General features: G+C 61.7%; 16 protein-coding genes. 3 read left to right on the forward strand and 13 right to left on the reverse strand.

Features of this window, described 5'->3' with window-relative positions; all coding sequences use genetic code 11:
• Positions 1-22: 22 nt before the first annotated feature.
• Positions 23-799 carry an ABC transporter substrate-binding protein gene (locus KGB07_RS21700; protein WP_223466519.1) on the reverse strand — a complete coding sequence of 259 codons (777 nt, stop codon included), beginning with the start codon at positions 797-799 and terminating at the stop codon, positions 23-25.
• A 441-nt stretch (positions 800-1,240) separates the two neighbouring features.
• Here KGB07_RS21700 and KGB07_RS21705 point away from each other — a divergent pair, with 441 nt between their 5' ends.
• Positions 1,241-2,011, forward strand: a complete 771-nt coding sequence (locus tag KGB07_RS21705; protein WP_223466520.1) for a hypothetical protein — start codon at positions 1,241-1,243, stop codon at positions 2,009-2,011.
• Positions 2,012-2,161: 150 nt separating this feature from the next.
• Here the strand turns inward: KGB07_RS21705 and arsH are convergent, their stop codons facing one another.
• From arsH to KGB07_RS21725, 4 genes are read right to left on the reverse strand one after another with little or no spacing between them, the layout of a single operon-like run.
• Complete coding sequence (gene arsH / locus KGB07_RS21710) at positions 2,162-2,857, reverse strand: arsenical resistance protein ArsH (protein WP_046040458.1); 696 nt, start codon at positions 2,855-2,857, stop codon at positions 2,162-2,164.
• An 11-nt stretch (positions 2,858-2,868) separates the two neighbouring features.
• On the reverse strand, positions 2,869-3,339 hold the full coding sequence (locus KGB07_RS21715) for an arsenate reductase ArsC (RefSeq protein WP_046040461.1): 471 nt from the start codon (positions 3,337-3,339) through the stop codon (positions 2,869-2,871).
• A gap of 28 nt (positions 3,340-3,367) precedes the next feature.
• Positions 3,368-4,651 carry an arsenic transporter gene (locus KGB07_RS21720; protein ID WP_223466523.1) on the reverse strand — a complete coding sequence of 428 codons (1,284 nt, stop codon included), beginning with the start codon at positions 4,649-4,651 and terminating at the stop codon, positions 3,368-3,370.
• Between the two features lie 23 nt (positions 4,652-4,674).
• Positions 4,675-5,022: a metalloregulator ArsR/SmtB family transcription factor gene (locus tag KGB07_RS21725; RefSeq protein ID WP_046040463.1), complete on the reverse strand. Its 348-nt coding sequence runs from the start codon at positions 5,020-5,022 to the stop codon at positions 4,675-4,677.
• Between the two features lie 159 nt (positions 5,023-5,181).
• Here KGB07_RS21725 and KGB07_RS21730 point away from each other — a divergent pair, with 159 nt between their 5' ends.
• Positions 5,182-5,685: a GNAT family N-acetyltransferase gene (locus KGB07_RS21730; RefSeq protein WP_046040464.1), complete on the forward strand. Its 504-nt coding sequence runs from the start codon at positions 5,182-5,184 to the stop codon at positions 5,683-5,685.
• Between the two features lie 42 nt (positions 5,686-5,727).
• On the opposite strand, the gene KGB07_RS21735 is transcribed toward KGB07_RS21730, so the two are convergent.
• From KGB07_RS21735 to KGB07_RS21770, 8 genes are all read right to left on the reverse strand, one after another.
• Positions 5,728-6,561 carry a DUF2950 domain-containing protein gene (locus tag KGB07_RS21735; RefSeq protein WP_046040465.1) on the reverse strand — a complete coding sequence of 278 codons (834 nt, stop codon included), beginning with the start codon at positions 6,559-6,561 and terminating at the stop codon, positions 5,728-5,730.
• Positions 6,562-6,641: 80 nt separating this feature from the next.
• Positions 6,642-8,183, reverse strand: a complete 1,542-nt coding sequence (locus tag KGB07_RS21740) for a DUF3300 domain-containing protein (RefSeq protein ID WP_223466524.1) — start codon at positions 8,181-8,183, stop codon at positions 6,642-6,644.
• 156 nt (positions 8,184-8,339) lie between these two features.
• Positions 8,340-9,617: a flavohemoglobin expression-modulating QEGLA motif protein gene (locus tag KGB07_RS21745; RefSeq protein WP_046040469.1), complete on the reverse strand. Its 1,278-nt coding sequence runs from the start codon at positions 9,615-9,617 to the stop codon at positions 8,340-8,342.
• Between the two features lie 73 nt (positions 9,618-9,690).
• On the reverse strand, positions 9,691-11,229 hold the full coding sequence (locus KGB07_RS21750; RefSeq protein WP_223466525.1) for a DHA2 family efflux MFS transporter permease subunit: 1,539 nt from the start codon (positions 11,227-11,229) through the stop codon (positions 9,691-9,693).
• Entirely contained in the window at positions 11,222-12,301 is a 1,080-nt protein-coding gene (locus KGB07_RS21755) for an HlyD family secretion protein (RefSeq protein WP_223466526.1), read from the reverse strand. The genes KGB07_RS21750 and KGB07_RS21755 overlap by 8 nt, the downstream gene beginning before the upstream one ends.
• Positions 12,294-12,758, reverse strand: coding sequence for a MarR family winged helix-turn-helix transcriptional regulator (locus tag KGB07_RS21760; protein ID WP_223466527.1), 465 nt, complete (start codon positions 12,756-12,758; stop codon positions 12,294-12,296). The genes KGB07_RS21755 and KGB07_RS21760 overlap by 8 nt, the downstream gene beginning before the upstream one ends.
• Before the next feature lie 131 nt (positions 12,759-12,889).
• Positions 12,890-15,016, reverse strand: a complete 2,127-nt coding sequence (locus tag KGB07_RS21765; RefSeq protein ID WP_046040474.1) for a TonB-dependent receptor family protein — start codon at positions 15,014-15,016, stop codon at positions 12,890-12,892.
• 108 nt (positions 15,017-15,124) lie between these two features.
• Positions 15,125-15,865 carry a Mut7-C ubiquitin/RNAse domain-containing protein gene (locus KGB07_RS21770; RefSeq protein ID WP_223466528.1) on the reverse strand — a complete coding sequence of 247 codons (741 nt, stop codon included), beginning with the start codon at positions 15,863-15,865 and terminating at the stop codon, positions 15,125-15,127.
• 201 nt (positions 15,866-16,066) lie between these two features.
• On the opposite strand from KGB07_RS21770, the gene KGB07_RS21775 reads away from it, so the two are divergent.
• Complete coding sequence (locus KGB07_RS21775) at positions 16,067-16,453, forward strand: YkvA family protein (protein ID WP_223465041.1); 387 nt, start codon at positions 16,067-16,069, stop codon at positions 16,451-16,453.
• The last annotated feature ends 129 nt before the right edge of the window (positions 16,454-16,582 follow it).

The following is a 16,582-nucleotide window of genomic DNA, read 5'->3' on the forward strand; positions in this document are numbered from 1 at the left end:
GGTCAGGGGGCAGGGGTAAGGCTTACTCGCCGTAGATATCGAACGCGAAGTACCTGTCCATCACTTGCTGGTACTTGCCATTGGCGCGAATGGCGTCAATCGCCGCACTCAGGCGCGCAACGTTGGCACTGTCGCCTTTGCGCACGGCGATCCCGGCGCCTCGGCCAAAATATTTCGGGTCGTTGATGTCGGGCCCTGTGAGCGCGAAGCCCTGGCCGGCGGGTGTCTTGATGAAGCTCTCATCGGTGTTGACGATGTCGGCGAGGGTGGCGTCCAGACGACCCGAGGCGAGATCGAGGAAGGCTTCATTCTGTGAGCCGTAGCGCACCACGACGACGCCGGCTTTTTCCAGTTGCTCGGTGGCAAAACGATCGTAAGTCGAGGAGCGTTGCACCCCGACTTTCTTGCCCTTGAGGTCCACCAAGGGGTCATTGATCACGTTGCCGGCCTTCATCGCGAACTTGCCCGGCGTGTGGTAGTACTTTTTGCTGAAGTCCACGGACTTCATCCGGTCTTCGGTGATCGACATCGACGACAGCACGGCATCGATCTTGCGCACTTTGAGCGACGGGATCATGCCGTCGAACTCCTGAATGACCCACTCGCACTTGACCTTCATTTCTTCGCACAAGGCGTTGCCGATGTCGTAATCGAACCCGCTGACGTTGCCTTCGGGTGTCTTGAAGGAGAAGGGCGGGTAGGCGGCTTCGATACCGATACGCAGGCTGTCTTCGTCGGCATGTGCCAGGAAGCTGAAAGCGCATAGCGCCAGAGCACCTAGAAGTTCTGTCTTGTTCATATTGTTGACTCCCTGGAGGCATTTGGGGGAAACGGATGCCCGCCATCCGGGTTGGCGCGGTGGATCAGTCCTGTGATCGGCGAGGCTATAAATGACACAATAAAAATCAATATGCAAGATAACTGAAAATAAACATGTCAGATTGAGGCGTGATGATGCTCCAAATGGGTCAGGTTGAAGTTGTTGCCCAACCCATGCGTCAGATCCTGATTCTGTTTTTTTGAACTCGGGCTGAACGCACTTATCCAAAAAATGTGGGAATGTTTCCCGCGCAACGATGCCAACTGGCTTTCAGGGATCGTGCGGATACCGCAGTGGTTCGATAATGCTGCAGATTGATGGCCGTGCCGGTTGGCCGGCTGCTCCAATGGGCGGCCGGGAACTCACTGGACATTGCGTTCGATACGGAGATGAGTACGCAACTCCATGCGGAGGTGCATCATGCTGCTCAAGAAATGTTTGTTGGCTCTGGCCATCGGCGGAGTCCTGTCGGCATCGACTGTCCTGGTGCCTGATTACATCGGTAGTTTCTCCAGCGTGTATGCCAAGGATGGCGGCAGCGGTGGAGGCGGTGGAGGTCACGGCGGCGCTGGAGGTGGTGGTCACGGTGGTGACGGCGGTGGCGGTCACGGTGCTGGCGGCCATGGCGCAGAGGGTGGCGATCATGGCGCTGCAGGCCATGACGGCGACGGTCATGGAGGCCCGGGGCGCGGCGATGCTGACCATGGTGGTGTGGCCGGGAACAGAGGCCCGGGCAATGCCCATGACAACGACGCTGACGACGCTGATCACGATGCCGCCGATGCAGCCAGGGACGCTGCGAGGGCTGATGCCAATGCAGCCCGTGATGCGGCCAGAGCGACTGCGGATGCAGCCCGTGATGCGGCAAAAGCCACTGCAGATGCCGCCCGGGACGCCGCCAGGGCTGACGCGGACGCCGCCCGGGATGCCGCAAAAGCTGCTGGTGTAGCGGACGATGACGCAGACGCCGCCAGAGACGCTGCCCGTGCCGCTGCAGATGCAGCGAGGGACGCGGCCAAGGCCGACGCAGATGCCGCCAGGGATGCTGCCCGGGCTACCGCGGATGCCGCGAGGGACGCGGCCAAAGCCGAGGCGAAGGAGGCCAGAGAGGCCGCCAAAGTTGAGGCGAAGGACGCCAGAGAGAATGTGGTGGACGCCCCGGATTTCGACGCGGTTGAGGTCGAGAACTGAACCTGCACGTTCGCAATGAACACGGCAGGCATACCGTAGAAAACGTCCCGGGAGCTTGAGGGACGTATCGGCAAAGAGTCGCAAGCCCTGAAGCGTCGTGGGGTTTGCGACTTTTTTTCGGCTTTCGAGCCTGGGGGAACATTTCTACAGTCAGATCGACCGCTGATTCACGCGCTGAGTCAGTTCCTCTGCGGACTCTTTGCGCTCCGAGTAGCGGTCTACCAGATCGGGGCGATCCCGTAGCAGCAGGGTAAACTTCACCAGTTCCTCCATGACGTCCACCACCCTGTCGTACAGCGACGAGGGCTTCATGCGATTGGCCTCGTCAAACTCCAGAAAAGCCTTTGGCACGGAGGATTGATTGGGGATGGTGAACATGCGCATCCAGCGCCCCAGCACACGAAGCTGATTCACCGCATTGAAGGACTGGGAACCGCCGCAGACCTGCATGACCGCGAGGGTTTTTCCCTGGGTCGGGCGAACGGCGCCCAACGCCAACGGCACCCAGTCGATTTGCGCCTTGAACACCGCAGACATGGAGCCGTGGCGCTCTGGCGAACACCAGACCTGGCCTTCGGACCACTGCATCAGTTCGAGCAGTTCCTGGACTTTCGGGTGATCGGAGGGCGCGTCGTCCGGTAGCGGCAGGCCTGATGGATTGAAGATCCGTGTCTCGGCACCGAAGTGTTCGAGCAAACGGGCTGCTTCCTCGACCAGCAGGCGACTGAACGAGCGCGCACGGGTCGAGCCGTATAGCAGCAGGATGCGTGGCTTGTGCTGATCGTCGCCTCCATGGGCGATGGGCTGGGTCAGTGACGTGTCGAGATTGGGCAGGGGATGGGTCATGGGGGCTCCGGTCAAAGCGTGCCGATGCGGTCGAGTTCTCGCTTCAGCGCATCGCGGTCAAGTTGTGCAAGAGGCAGGTCGAGGAATGCCCGGCAGCGCGTTTCGATGTGCGCCAGGGTTGAGTGGAACGCCGTCGATACCGTCGCTTCATCGCCTTTGATGTCCGATGGGTCTTCCAGGCCCCAATGAGCTTTCAGTGCCGGCCCGAAGTACACGGGGCACGCCTCGCCGGCGGCCTTGTCGCAGACCGTAATGACGATGTCCGGTGGGTTGGCTTCGAAAGCCTCATTGCCTTTGCTGCTCAAGCCGTCGATGGCGATGCCGGCCTCTTGCAACGTGCTCAGGCTGCGGGGCAGCACCTGGCCCTTGGGGAAGCTGCCGGCACTGACCGCCTCAAAACCTTCGGGGGCGAGATGGTTGAACATGGCTTCGGACAGGATGCTGCGACAGCTATTGGCGGTACACATAAACAGAACGCGCATGGTGACTCCTCTTTGCAGTCGCACAGGGTTAAACGCTCAGGCGCAGGGCCAGGGCAGACAAGGTGATGAACAGAATCGGCAGCGTCAGGACCACGCCGACCTTGAAGTAGTAACCCCAGGTAATGCGGATGCCCTTGCGCTCCAGGACATGCAGCCAGAGCAGGGTGGCCAGGCTGCCGATGGGGGTGATCTTGGGGCCCAGGTCAGAGCCGATGATATTGGCGTAGATCATGGCTTCACGCACCACACCGGTGGCGTCGCTGGCCTGAATCGACAGGGCCCCCACCAGCACCGTGGGCATGTTGTTCATGCCCGATGACAGCAAGGCCGTGATCAGCCCTGTGCCCAACGCGGCGCCCCAGATGCCGAATTCGGCCATGCGGTTCAGGGCCATGGTCATGTAGGTGGTCAGCCCGGCGTTTTTCAGCCCGTACACCACCAGGTACATGCCCAGCGAAAAGATCACGACCTGCCAGGGCGCCTCACGCAGCACCCGTCGCGTTGAAATCACATGCCCACGTGCCGCCACGGCGAACAGCAACGCGGCACAGACCGCTGCGATGGCGCTGATGGGAATGCCCAAGGGTTCCAGGGCAAACAGCCCGACCAGCAACAGAGCCAGGACAACCCAGCCGACGCGGAAGGTCAGGGGATCACGCACGGCGCGTCGCGGATCCATCACGTCATCGAGCGAGTAGTGCCTGGGGATGTCACGCCGGAAAAACCAGTACAGCACCACGAGCGTGGTCGCCACGGCAACGAAGTTGACCGGCACCATGATGGCGGCGTACTCGCTGAAGCCCAGGTCGAAGTAATCGGCCGAAACGATGTTGACGAGGTTGGAAACCACCAGAGGCAGGCTCGCCGTATCTGCAATGAAACCGGCCGCCATGACGAACGCCAGGGTAGAGGCTGGCGAAAAACGCAGTGCGAGCAGTATTGAAACGACGATGGGGGTCAGGATCAGGGCTGCGCCGTCGTTGGCAAACAGAGCGGATACGCCGGCCCCCAGCAGTATCGTAAATACGAACAGGCGCCGCCCGTCACCCTTGGCCCAGCGCGCCACATGCAGTGCGGCCCACTGGAAAAACCCGGCCTCATCGAGCAGCAGGCTGATGATGATGAGCGAGATGAAGGTCGCGGTGGCGTTCCAGACAATGTGCCACACCAGTGGAATATCGTTCAGTGTCACGACGCCTGCCAGCAGGGCCAGGACGGCGCCCAGGGAGGCGCTCCAGCCGACGCCCAGGCCCTTGGGTTGCCAGATGACCAACACCATGGTGAGCAGGAAAATGCTAAACGCTGTAAGCATGCGAAGTCTCGATGAGTGAAGGGTCAGCAGCAGGCGGAAGTGTTGAGCGGACGGTCGCCCATCGCGGCAAGGCGAGTGCTGTCGTTCGCCAGCCAGTCGGCGTTTGCCTGCAAGGTTGTCTCGAGAACGTCGCGAACCCACGCGGGCAGATCAGGGTTGAGCCGGTAATACACCCACTGCCCCTGGCGGCGGTCGAGAAGCAGGCCGCAGCCGCGAAGCTGGGCAAGATGGCGGGAAATTTTAGGCTGACTGTCGTCCAGGGCGCAGACCAGTTCACACACGCATAACTCGCCTTCACGAGTGATGAGCAAGGTGGCCCGGGCGCGGGTTTCGTCGGACAGGCATTTGAATACGGCGGCAGGATTGAGCATTGGCGCGGCTCGATACATATGGTTATTCGAATATACGATTTTCCATATGTATTATGCAAGCCGCTCGGGCTCGAGAAGGGGAAGGCTCGGCCCGGCCAGGTTGTTCAGGTATGAGATAGACTCGAGCCAATTCGGCACAAGGCACAGCAGAGGTGATGAATGGAATCATTTAGCGTACGCGAGCTGAAAGTGACTGACACTCAAGCGTTGCTGGCTTTCGAAATCCAGAACCGTGAATGGTTCGAATCCCATATTGATGCGCGCGCGCCTTCTTTTTACTCGTTGCAGGGTGTCGCCAATCATATCGAAAGCTATTTGTCCGATTTCGCCCTCGGCGCCTGGCACCCGTTTGTCATCGAGGATTGCAGTCAGAGGATCGTCGGTCGAGCCAATCTGAAAAGCATCGACTCTTCGACGGGTTCTGCGCAGGTGGGCTATCGGATAGCTCAGCGCGCGTGTGGCCAAGGGCTGGCAACACTGGCGCTGAGGCACCTGATCCAGGAGGCACGGATGCGCTGGGGACTTTCGCAACTGGTTGCGTTTGCCTTCAAGGAAAACGCCGGCTCCAGAAAAGTACTGGATCGGTGCGGATTCAAGCTTGAGCAACCCTCCTGTAACGACAACACCGGGGGCGAAGAGCGATTCGTCCTGTCGATCAGATAACTGCTTTCAACCGTTCTGAAGGCTTGTAGCAGGTCGCGCCTGCTACTCCTGATCTTCAGGCACCTCTTTCCAGCTGTCATCCGGATCAAAGCGCTTCATCGCCAGCGCCAGTTTTTCACTATCGGGTCCGAGGTCTTTTTCGAACACCTGGCCTTCATGGCTGATCATGAAACTCATCACGCCGGTGTCGTCGTACTTCGCTGGCCAGGCGATCAGCGCAAAGCCCCGGCTCATCTTGTCGCCGATCAGGTAGCTGTAGGCACCGCCCGGTGCCGAAGGACCCTGGCCATGAAGGATGCGGAAGCGGTAGCCGTGCCACTCTTCGTCGGCAATGGCTTTGCCGAACGAAGGCCCCAACGGGCTGATCTGGCCACTGTCGTCCTCGGCCCAGTAGAGTCCGTCGTGCTTGCCGGGGCTGCTGACGATTTTCTGCGCATACTCAAGGGCGCCATCATCGTCTCGATCCACCGACGCATAGTCCATCTGGGCGTCGTGATAGGCCAGTACCGATTGCACCGCGGCAAGTTCATTGCGGCCGATTTGACGGGTACGGATTTCGGCACTGCCGGCCTTCATGTCGAAACGCCAACCGTCCGCGGCCTTGGTCATGGGGATGGGCAGCGTCCAGTTCTCACTGCCAACCGCCAGGATGGCCTTGCGGTCGCTGGTGTTTTCAATGTGGTGTTGCTCGCGGTATTGCTGCAAGAACGCATCCACATCTTCGCGCTGCACGCCTTCGCGGGGGATGTAGCTGTGCCAATCGCTGCCCAGCAGTTCGGTCAGGCGTGCCTGGTCGGAGTGTTCGGTACCCAGTGCTTCGACAAAGGCTTCTGCTGCCTTTTCTGGCGTTGGAAAGGCCTGCTGTGCCGTCGCCATGCACGACCACAACAAGCCGGCGGCTATAACCAGGACATGAGGGAGCAAACCCGTGAGTCCCTTCAATCGAGGATGGTTTTTCAACGGCGGCCCCCCCTTTGACGCGCTGGTGGATTGGACGGCCGGCTGACCTGGTGACCGGCTGAGCGCGAGGCACTGGGGCGTTGGGCGGATGCCTGGCTGGCCCGGCCACGATTGGCCTGGACGTTGGCCTGGGACGGCGAGCGTGCGCCGGCGAACGCATTGTTGCGGGCACTGCCGGCACTGGCGGCGGGCCGATTATTGGTCGCTTGCCGCGTCTGTGCGGAGCCTTCTCTGCGCTGATTCGACTGGGCGCTCTGGTTCCTCGCCTGCTGGGTCTCTCTCCTGGGTTGCTGATTCTCCCGGGTGTTTCTGGCCGTGCCCTGGCTTCTGTCCGCCGTCTTTGGTCTGTCTGCACCGGCCTGCAGCCGATCGCCGCCTGCGGTTCCGGACTGGAGTTTGCGCGTTTGATCACGGGCTTCGCGGTTGCTGGTGGCTGGTCGTTCGATACCGTGCTTGTCCATTGAGGTGCGGGCATTTTCACGGGCCTGGGTGCGTTGGGCATTGTCCCCGCGATAGGCTTCGCGCTGATTGGCTCCGTTCAGTTGCCGGCCGTACTGTGCGCGGCTCGCATTGTCCCGATAGGGCACGCCATTGCGGTGCACCGGGTTGTGCTGCCATTTGTTGTTGGTGATCCGGTTGTTGCCGTTGATGTTGTTGTAGCGATTGACGTCGATGTCGACGTCGTTATTGCCCCAGTCACATTCACCCCACAACGATCCAACGATCGCCACACCGGCACCAAACGCGAGCCCGGCCATCAGCGCCTGGCCAGGGTAATAGGCCGGTGGCGGTGGATAGTACGCGGGCGGCGACGCCGGGTAGGGCCAGGTGCCGTAGGTGGTTGTCGGGTTATACGTGGGGACGTACACCACCTGCGGATCGGCAGGCTGAATGATGATGGTGGAGTTGCTGGCCGGGGCCGCTTCAGGGGCTGGAGCCGCGTTCGTGGTCGCCGGTGCTGGCGCCGCGACATTCTGGATCGTCACGTTCTGATACTGGTTGCTCTGCAGATTGCCGGCTGCCTGTGCCTGGCGACGCAAGCGTTGCGCGCTTTCCATGAGATCGTCGGGCTGCGCCAGGAAGGCATCACCCAGGCGTTGGACCCAGACAGGGTCCTGCCCAAGCAGTGCCAGAACCTGCGGGAAGGCGACCAGTGCCTGCACGCTCGGATCCCAGGGCTGGTTCGCCACCTGTTTGACCGCATCGTCACCCTTGGCGTCCGGGTGGGCTTTGGACCAGTTGACTGCCTCGCCGACTTCCCCGGGGTAGGTGGTGGCCATCAGCACCTGTGCAAACAGTGGGTCCGGGTATAGCGCAATGGGCGCCAGCATCTGATCCAGCTGTTCCTGGGTAAACACCGGATCCTTGGTCACCGGCGCGGCGGGCGCGGTAGTGGCCGCGCTTGCCGGTGCGGGGGCTGCGGCGGGTGCCGGAACCGGGGGCGGTGCGGCAGCGGTCCCATCCGTACCCAGTGCCAGGCAGGACGATCCGCTCAAGAGCAGTACAGCCGACAACGCGTAAAGTAATGGATTGTGCATTGCACCCCCCATGGGGTCAGGCAGGCTTGAAATGAGTGGATCGATCCCTGGCAGGTGAAGCCGACATTGCAAGCCACAGAGCCCGGCCTCGACACCGCTTCCTAATGGTAGCAGTTGATTCGAAGAGTCAAGGCTGCCTGTAAAATTGCCCCTCGATCACTGGGCGCTGGCATCGCTTTCGTGTTCTTCGGCGAATGCCATGAACACATCCAGGTCCAGCACATCCAGCTTGATCTGGGCGATGAACGCCGAGAAGGCCAGGTTGGCGGCCAGCAGGCGCAGGTCGCTGGCCCAGGCCGGAAGATAGACCGGCCCCTTGAGCCAGCCGGATTCGAACAGGGGCGCCAGGCGCACGGTGTCACCCAGGCTGAGGCGCCCTGCAAACAAATGCCCGACCAGTTCCGGCCGGTTATCGCGAATTGCGATACGCAGCAGGGTGTGGACGCCGAGCAACCCGGTCAGGTAAGCGGCATCCTTGGTGAAGGCCGAACCACCCCGCAGGTCGGCGCCGCGGAACACCCGTTGGGTTGAACGGAAGGATTCCTCTTCTGTCTGACCGGCCGCCAGAAAACCTTCGAACACCTGGATGAAATCGGCACCCTCCAGCGCCTGCTGGACGGCGAGCACGCGCAGGGCCAGGCGACGCAGGCGATTGATGTCCATGCTGCCGGTGAACAGTTCGGCCAGGGTGGCAATGCCTTCCTGGGTCTGGGTCGTGCGGGGCGCCCCCAGGCCCAGGCTTGTGAGGTTGGGCTGGCGCGCGCCGTTCTGTGCCGTGGCGACATGCACGAAGGCCTCGTGTTGCAACAGCTGTTGCTTGTCCAGCTCCGAGAACAGCGCGCTGGCCCGCAGGCGAATGCGGCTCGATCCGGCGATGGCCTTGGCGGCCAGGTTCGGATCGAGCACGACCGTGATCTGCCCGACGCCGAAGAAGCGGTCCAGTTCCGGTTGAATCCAGGCGGCGAACGCCTTGGCCGGGATCTCGGCCGGGCAGGGTGGAATCCGCGCACCGCCCAGCAGGGCGTCGGTGGTCTTGAGGAAGAACCGGGCCGCGTCGAGCATGCTCAGTTGCAGGCGTGTGTAATAGAAATCCGGGCGCCGGTACAGCGCCGACGAATACTGGGTAAAGGCGGGAGTGCCAATGGCCCCCAGCATGTGCCCGGCCGTGGCATAGCTACGGGCGGTCATGGCCAGGTAATTCCCGGCCGGATGCCCCACATCGCATTGACTGATAAAGGTTTCCAGGGCGGCGATGTCGGCGCTGTGGTCGCGAGGCTGCAACTCGACCCTGGGTAATTCGGCACGCCCGCCGCGCCATTTCGCCAGGAAGTCTTCCTCGACGCCATCGGGCCAGGACAGGGCATCGAGCACGCGGATCTTGCGGGTCAAGCCGGGTAGGGCGGCATCGAGTTCGGACAGGTCGGCGGCGCTCATGGAGTTCTCCTTGAGGGACGAAGTGACGTTACAAAAGCTTAGTCGTCTCGCGCGGTTGTGTGTCGATCCGGGACTACTCCATGACCGCTGCCGGTTCTTCATGTGCCTGGGTTTTTGGGGTCTTGATAATCAGCAACAACGGCATGACCGCCAGTGACAGCAGCATCAGCAGCTTGAAGTCATCCACGTAGGCGATCCAGCTGGCCTGCACGTTGACCAGCGCGTCCAGGGTGGCGCGACCGGAGGCGGCCATCGGGTCCAGGTAGCTCTTGATCGAACCTGCGTCGAAGGCCCGGTTGAAGGGCGTGATGTAGGCACCGATCTGCTCGTGGTTGGCCTGGATGTTCTGGGTGAGCAGCACGGTCACGATGGAGATCCCGACGCTGGAACCGACATTTCGCGACAGGCTGTAAAGCCCGGTGCCTTCGGCGCGCAAGGAGGCGGGCAGGGTCGCGAAGGCAACCGTGGTCAGTGGCACAAACAGCATGCCCAGGCTGGTGCCCTGGATGAAGCCGACCCAGATGACGGTCTGCATCGACACGTCAGGCGTCCAGCCGGTCATCAGCCCCATCGACAGCGCCGACAAGCCCAGGCCCGACAACAATAAAAGGCGGGTATCGACTTTGCCCAGCAGTCGACCGGCGAGGAACATGGTCAGCATCGTGCCCAGGCCACGGGGGCCCATCACCATGCCGGCGGTCAGCACCGGATAGCCCATCAGGGTTTGCAGGTAGGGGGTCATCAGCGCCAGTGAGGCCAGGTAGGTGATGCCGACGATGAAGATAAAGACGACGCTGATCGCAAAGTTACGATCCTTGAACAGCTTCGGGCTGATAAAGGGGCTGTCGGTGGTGAAGGTGTGGACCAGGAACACGTACAGGGCGACAGCGGCCACGATCGCTTCGACGAGGATTTCACCGGAAGCGAACCAGCCCAGTTGCTCGCCCCGATCCAGAAACAGTTGCAGGGCCATGATCGCCACGCTCAGCGAACCGAAGCCGAGCCAGTCCAGGCGGGTCGAGGTGTCGGTGGTGGTTTCGCTGACGTAATAGACGATCCCGGCCAGCGCCAGCAAACCAATGGGCAAATTGATGAAGAACACCCAGCGCCAGCTGAAATTCTCGGTCAGCCAGCCGCCGAGCATCGGCCCCAGTACGGGGCCGACCATGACCGACACGCCGAACAGCGCCATGGCGGAGCCGCGTTCCTTGAGGCTGTAGATGTCCAGCAGAATGCCCTGGGACAGAGGCACCAGCGCCGCGCCCGCCAGGCCCTGCAGCAGGCGGGCGAGGATGATTTCTTCCAGCGACTGCGCCAGGCCGCAAAGGATCGACGAGACCACAAAGCCGACAATCGCCCACAGCAGCACGCGTTTGCGCCCGAAGCGCCTGGCCAGAAAGGCGGACGGCGGCGTCATGATTGCCGCGGCGACGATATAGGACGTCAGCACCCAGTTGATCTGGTCTGAACTGGCCGAGATGCTGCCTTGCATGTAGGGCAGGGCGACGTTGGCGATGGTGGTGTCGAGCGCTTGCATGATCACCGCGAGCACGACGCAAGCGGTGATCATCCCGCGATGGGCCACCGCTTCGGTCGGTGCCGGGTTATTCATGGGCCAGAGCCGGGGCAGGGGCCTTGCTCGCCAGCAGCCCCGCGAACAGGTGCGGCAGGCCACGGGCCGAGCCGGTGTCGATCTCGGCCTGCACGCTCATGCCGGTGCGCAGCGGTGGTTTTTCCCCGGCATCATCGATGCTGATGCGTACGGGAATCCGTTGCACGACCTTGACCCAGTTGCCCGTGGTGTTTTGCGCGGGCAGCAACGAGAAGCTCGAACCCGACGCCGGGCTGATGCTGTCGACGGTGCCGTGCCACTGCACGCCGGGGTAGCTGTCGACGCTGATCTCGACGGACTGACCGGGTTTCATGTGGGTCAGTTCGGTTTCCTTCGGCGACGCCGTGACCCACAGGTGTTCGGCCGACACCAGGCTGATGCCCGATTGGGGTGGTTGCAGGTAGGAGCCGACTTGCAGCGAATCAACGTTGGTCACGACACCGTCAAACGCAGCCCTGACCACCGAGTTGTCCAGGTTGCGCTGCGCTTCGTCGACGGCGGCCCGGGCGATCAGATACGTGGATTGTTGTTCGACGGGGGTTTCGATACTTCCGCCCAGTTGCGCCAGCACCATTTGCGCAGTGGCCCTGGCCACGGTGATTTTTTGCCGGGTGCTGTCCAGCGCATGCTTGGCATCGTCGTAGTTGGTTCTGGAAACCGCAGAGACGCTGAGCAGGGTTTGCTGGCGCTGGAAGCTGGCCTGGTAGTAGGCGAGGTCGATTTGCGCCTGGTCGATTTCGGCCTGCGCTTGCCTGTAATTGGCCTGGAGATTGAGGATCTGGTTACGCACATTGCTCAACTGCGCCCTGGCACTGGCCAACGCAATCTCAAAGGGCTCCGGCTTGAGGGTGAACAGGACCTGGCCCTTGACCACCCGCTGGTTGTCATTGACCTCAACCGAGGCGACCAGCCCCGAGACATCGGTGGAGACACCGACATGATCGGCCTGGATGTAGGCATTGTCGGTGGAAATGACCTGCCCGCCCGAGACATACAGATAGCCGCCGAGCACCAGCGCGATGGGTAGCAAGGCGAAGAGCGTGGTGCGCACGAGTTGCCGTCTCTCAATCATGATGATGCTCCTGTTCTTCAACGGGAAGACTGCAAGCTTCGATCAGGTTGGACCTCATCCGCTTCATCATCTGCAGCAGCAGTTGTTCCTCCTCGGCAGAGAATCCGCGCGTGGCTTCCTGGCGAGTCACTCGGCCCATGTCACGCATGAGTTGCAGCAGCGGATGAGCCTGCTCCGTCAAAAACAGCAGGGACAGGCGTCGATCCGTAGAGTGGCGACGTCGCTCGACCAAACCGCGTTCGGCCATCTTGTCCAGCAGACGCACGAGGGTGATCGACTCCAACTCCAGTAAGTCAGCGAGCCCTTTTTGATGAATGCCCTCGTTGGTCGACAGCATGGCCAGCACCTGCCACTGCGAGCGGGTGAGGCCGACATGCCGCGCGCGTTGTTCAAACCGCTTGCGCATCAGCCGGGCGCTGTCATGCAGGGCAAAACCAAGGGTCAATGAGTCGGTCATGGTGACGTCTGCTGCGGAGGAGTTAGCTCATCATAGTTGAGCTTGTGATTAGTCAGCTATCTATATTTGCGGAATTATTCAGGTGAATCGATTCTCCCCGTGAACCTGCCTTTCGACCGGTAAACCCGGCCTCAGAGCAGACTCCACGACACCCCGACGTACATCGCCATGCCCTCGCCAGGGGTGGAGCGTGCCGCGTCCAGGCCTTTGTCGTCGTAGCCCGGCGTGACCGTGGCGGCATAGTGCTTGTCGGTCAGGTTGCGCAGGTCCAGCCAGGTCTGCCAGTCGCCCTTGGGCGCGTTGTAGCCCAGTGTGGCGCCGAATATGGCGTAGGGATCGGCGTAGTAGCTGTTGGCGTAATCGACCGCCACCTTGGACACCCATTGCGTGTTGACCGCGGCGAAAAAGCCTTGTGGCCAGTCGTAGCGCAGTTCGCCCTGGTAATAGTGCATCGGCAGGCCCGGCAGGCGGTTGTCGCCGAAGCGCTCATCGTCGCGGTAGTGGAAGTCACTGAAGGTATAGCTCTGGCGCAGGCTCAACAGGCCGCCATCGTCCGGCGACCAGAGGGGGCTCAGCAGGCTGGCTTCCACGCCCTGGTGCACGGTAGGGCTGGCGTTGAGTTCGTAGGGCGTGGTGGCGTTGGCGTCCGGCAGCACCGACAGCAATTCGTGGCGCACCTGGGCGTAGTACCAGGCCAGGCTCCACTGCCCCAGCGTGCTGTCACCGCGGCCGCCGATCTCCAGGGTGGTGGCGGTCTGGTTTTGCAGCGTGACCGGTTCGCGCTGGGCGCCCGTGGCAACGCCGCTGCCTGCGGGGAATCGGATGTTCGAGCTATAGATCAGCGACCACGGGTGCGGTGCCTCGACCGAGCGGCTGAGATTGCCGAACAGTTGCAGGTCCGGAGTCAGTTGGTAGCGCAGACCCACGCGCGGGGCGTAGTCCCAGTCGTGCAGGCTGGTCTTGCCACCACTTTGCGGGTAGGTGACATCGCTTTCACGGCGGGTGTAGATCGCGGCGAGGCCGGTGGTCAGCCACAGGTCGTCGGCGATCTCCAGGTCATTGCCGGCATGCAGGACCGTGTCCGAGCCCTGGTAGGTGAAGTTGCGGATCAGCGTGCCCGGTGCGTAACCGGCGGTGTTGCCGGTGGGGATGCGCACGAACTCGCTGGCACCGGCGTTGGGCAGGTGCTTGGTCATTCGCAGGCCCAGGGTGCTTTGGCTTTGCAGACCCCAGAGCGTGTCGCGACGCTTGTAGTCGAACGTGCCGCTGACGTCCGTGTACGCCACCTTCAGGCGGTTGGGGCCCTCGCTCAAGTCCATGGGATAGTCGTGGTAGACCAGGCCGGTCTGGATGCTCGAATCGTCATCGATGTAGTAGGTGGTCTTGTTGCCGATAAAGGTGCTGCCCGGTTCGTCGCGGTGGTCGTCCCGCGCCACATAGGCCGGGTTGGCCGCCCGTGGGTCATGCTCGATGGAGTGCTTGGTCACGCGTCCCGCGAGGTCGTTGTCGGTCTGGCGGTGGCGCAGGTAGAAGCGTGTTTCAAGGTTCGGGTTGAAGCGATAACCGAAGTTGGCGATGACCCCCTGGCTCTCGCTGGCCGTGTGGTCCTGGTAACCGTCGGCGTTGGCGTCGGTCATGGCCACGTAGTAATCGAAGTCACCCAGCACCTGTCCGGAGCTGACCTGACGCTGCTGATAGCCGTGACTGCCCATTGCGTAGCGTACCTGCAACTTCGGCGCGTCGTAGCCGGTATGGCTGACGTAATCGATGGCCCCGCCCAGGGCCAGGGCGCCCCAGTCGAAACCGTTGGCGCCGCGCAGCACTTCCACATGGTCGAGCCACAGCGGTTCCAGCAATTCGTAGGGCGTGCCGCCGGGGCCGGTCAGCGGCAGCCCGTCGAGCAGGGTGTACAGCCCCGAGGCATGGGCACCCGGTGCGCGGTTGATACCTGACCCGCGGATCGAGATTTTCACCCCTTCGTTACCCGCCGACTGGGCATAGATCCCCGGCTGGTAAGCCAGCACATCCTGGTTGCTGGCCACGCGGCCTTGCAACGGGCGGCGCATGTCGACCACGTTGGTGCCGCCGGGCACTTGGGCCAGCCGGGCCCTGGCGTCCTCGATCCCCTGATCTTCGTCGCTCTGGTCCTCGGCGCCAATCAGCACCTGTCCCAGCTCCAGGCCCTGAGCCTCGGTCATGGCCGGACAAACAAGGGCCAGGCCCAGCAGCGCAGCGGGCAAGGAATGAGGCGAGGGCATTGGGGAAACTCCAGACGTACGGAAACGGGCAATGAACAGTGCGACGCAAGAAGGAACGGAGGGAGCACATGGCAATTTTGTTATTTTTTGCCCGCCAAGGGCTGGCGGCTATCGGTTCAGCAGCGGTGCCAGCAATGCACACATACCGCGCCAGTGCGAACCTTCCCAGTAAACCCGTTGGCAGGCGTCGCAGCGCAGGAAGTGCGAATAGAGGGCGCCAATGCGTGGCGGCACCTGCGTGCGGGCCAGTTCCAGGCTGATCTCGTGCAGCGGCAGGTTGCAATGAAGGCACAGGCTGAATGGCCGCGCACTACGCGCCAGGTCGAGGCGCTCGTACAATTCGCGCAGCTGCAGCGACGGTTTCAGGGCATGCACATAACAGCCGTGGCTGATGATTCGCCGCTTGAGCAGTTCGCGGTCGCGGGTCAGCACGATGCGCCCTTGCTGCGCAGCGATCTCGGCGATCTCGCCATCCTCGAAGCCATTGTCGTAGAGAGTGTCGAAGCCGCTCATGCGCAGCAGGCTGGCCAGCCCGCCAAGGTGTGCATCAGCGACGAAACGCAGCACCCGTAAAGGTTGCGCGCGAACCTTCAGCAGCGGGCTGATGTCCAGCGCTTCGAACTTGGGATACACCGCCAACCGGTCACTGTCGAGGATCACCCGCTCCAGGCCCACCGACTCGCCGTTGAGCAGCACCAGTTCGACCTCGGTGTGCGGCACTCCGAGCGCCTCGATCATGTGCTTGACCGTGGCCCCTTGCGCGCACTGGCAGGTGAAGGGCTGCCGCCGCCGATCGGCCGGCAGGAAATCGTTGAGCTCATCAAAGAAGCGGAAAGTTGCACTGGTCATGTTGAACAGTATGGCAGGGCTGCGGGGGGAGCGTTCCTGGTCGGGACATCTTCTGAATCGCCCCTGAACTTGTAGACATTGAATGACTGTTGTTGGCTGATTGCTGCCTGTCACGACCGGTTGAATCCACTACCCATAGCAGTCAATCACCCAAGGCGCTACGCTCGCAGGCACGCTCCTTCAGGTACTGACAATTACGACATGAAACGCATACTTGATCGTTTACGCGGCTGGGCCAGAAAGCTAAAACGGCAAACCATGGTTCTCTGGTTTTGCTATCAGCATCCGCAGACACCCTGGTTACCCAAATGGATTTCGGTTTTTGTCGTGGCGTATGCGCTGAGTCCAATCGACCTCATTCCTGATTTCATTCCTGTGCTTGGATACTTGGACGACGTGATCATCTTGCCGCTTGGCATTCTGCTCGCTATTCGCTTGATGCCTGTGCAGGTGCTCGAGGAGTGTCAGGTCAAAGCGAGTGAGTGGGAGAAAAGCCAAGTGAGGCCGCCAGCGAACAGATTTGCTGCGGTAATCGTTGTATTTGTTTGGTTCGTTGCTGCGGGGATTTTGGGGGCTTACTTTCTTTGAATAGAAGTCGCGTCCCCATGACCGCTTCTGGCCGTTTGTTGCCTGTCACGAAAGGCAGCCACCAAGCCAGGCAGACTCACGGCGACAACCCTTGTTTTCTCAATAATCACAATGATCCCAGCATGCTCC

It is taken from the genome of Pseudomonas sp. GL-RE-26 (genome assembly GCF_019956275.1).
Lineage (GTDB): Bacteria > Pseudomonadota > Gammaproteobacteria > Pseudomonadales > Pseudomonadaceae > Aquipseudomonas > Aquipseudomonas grandcourensis.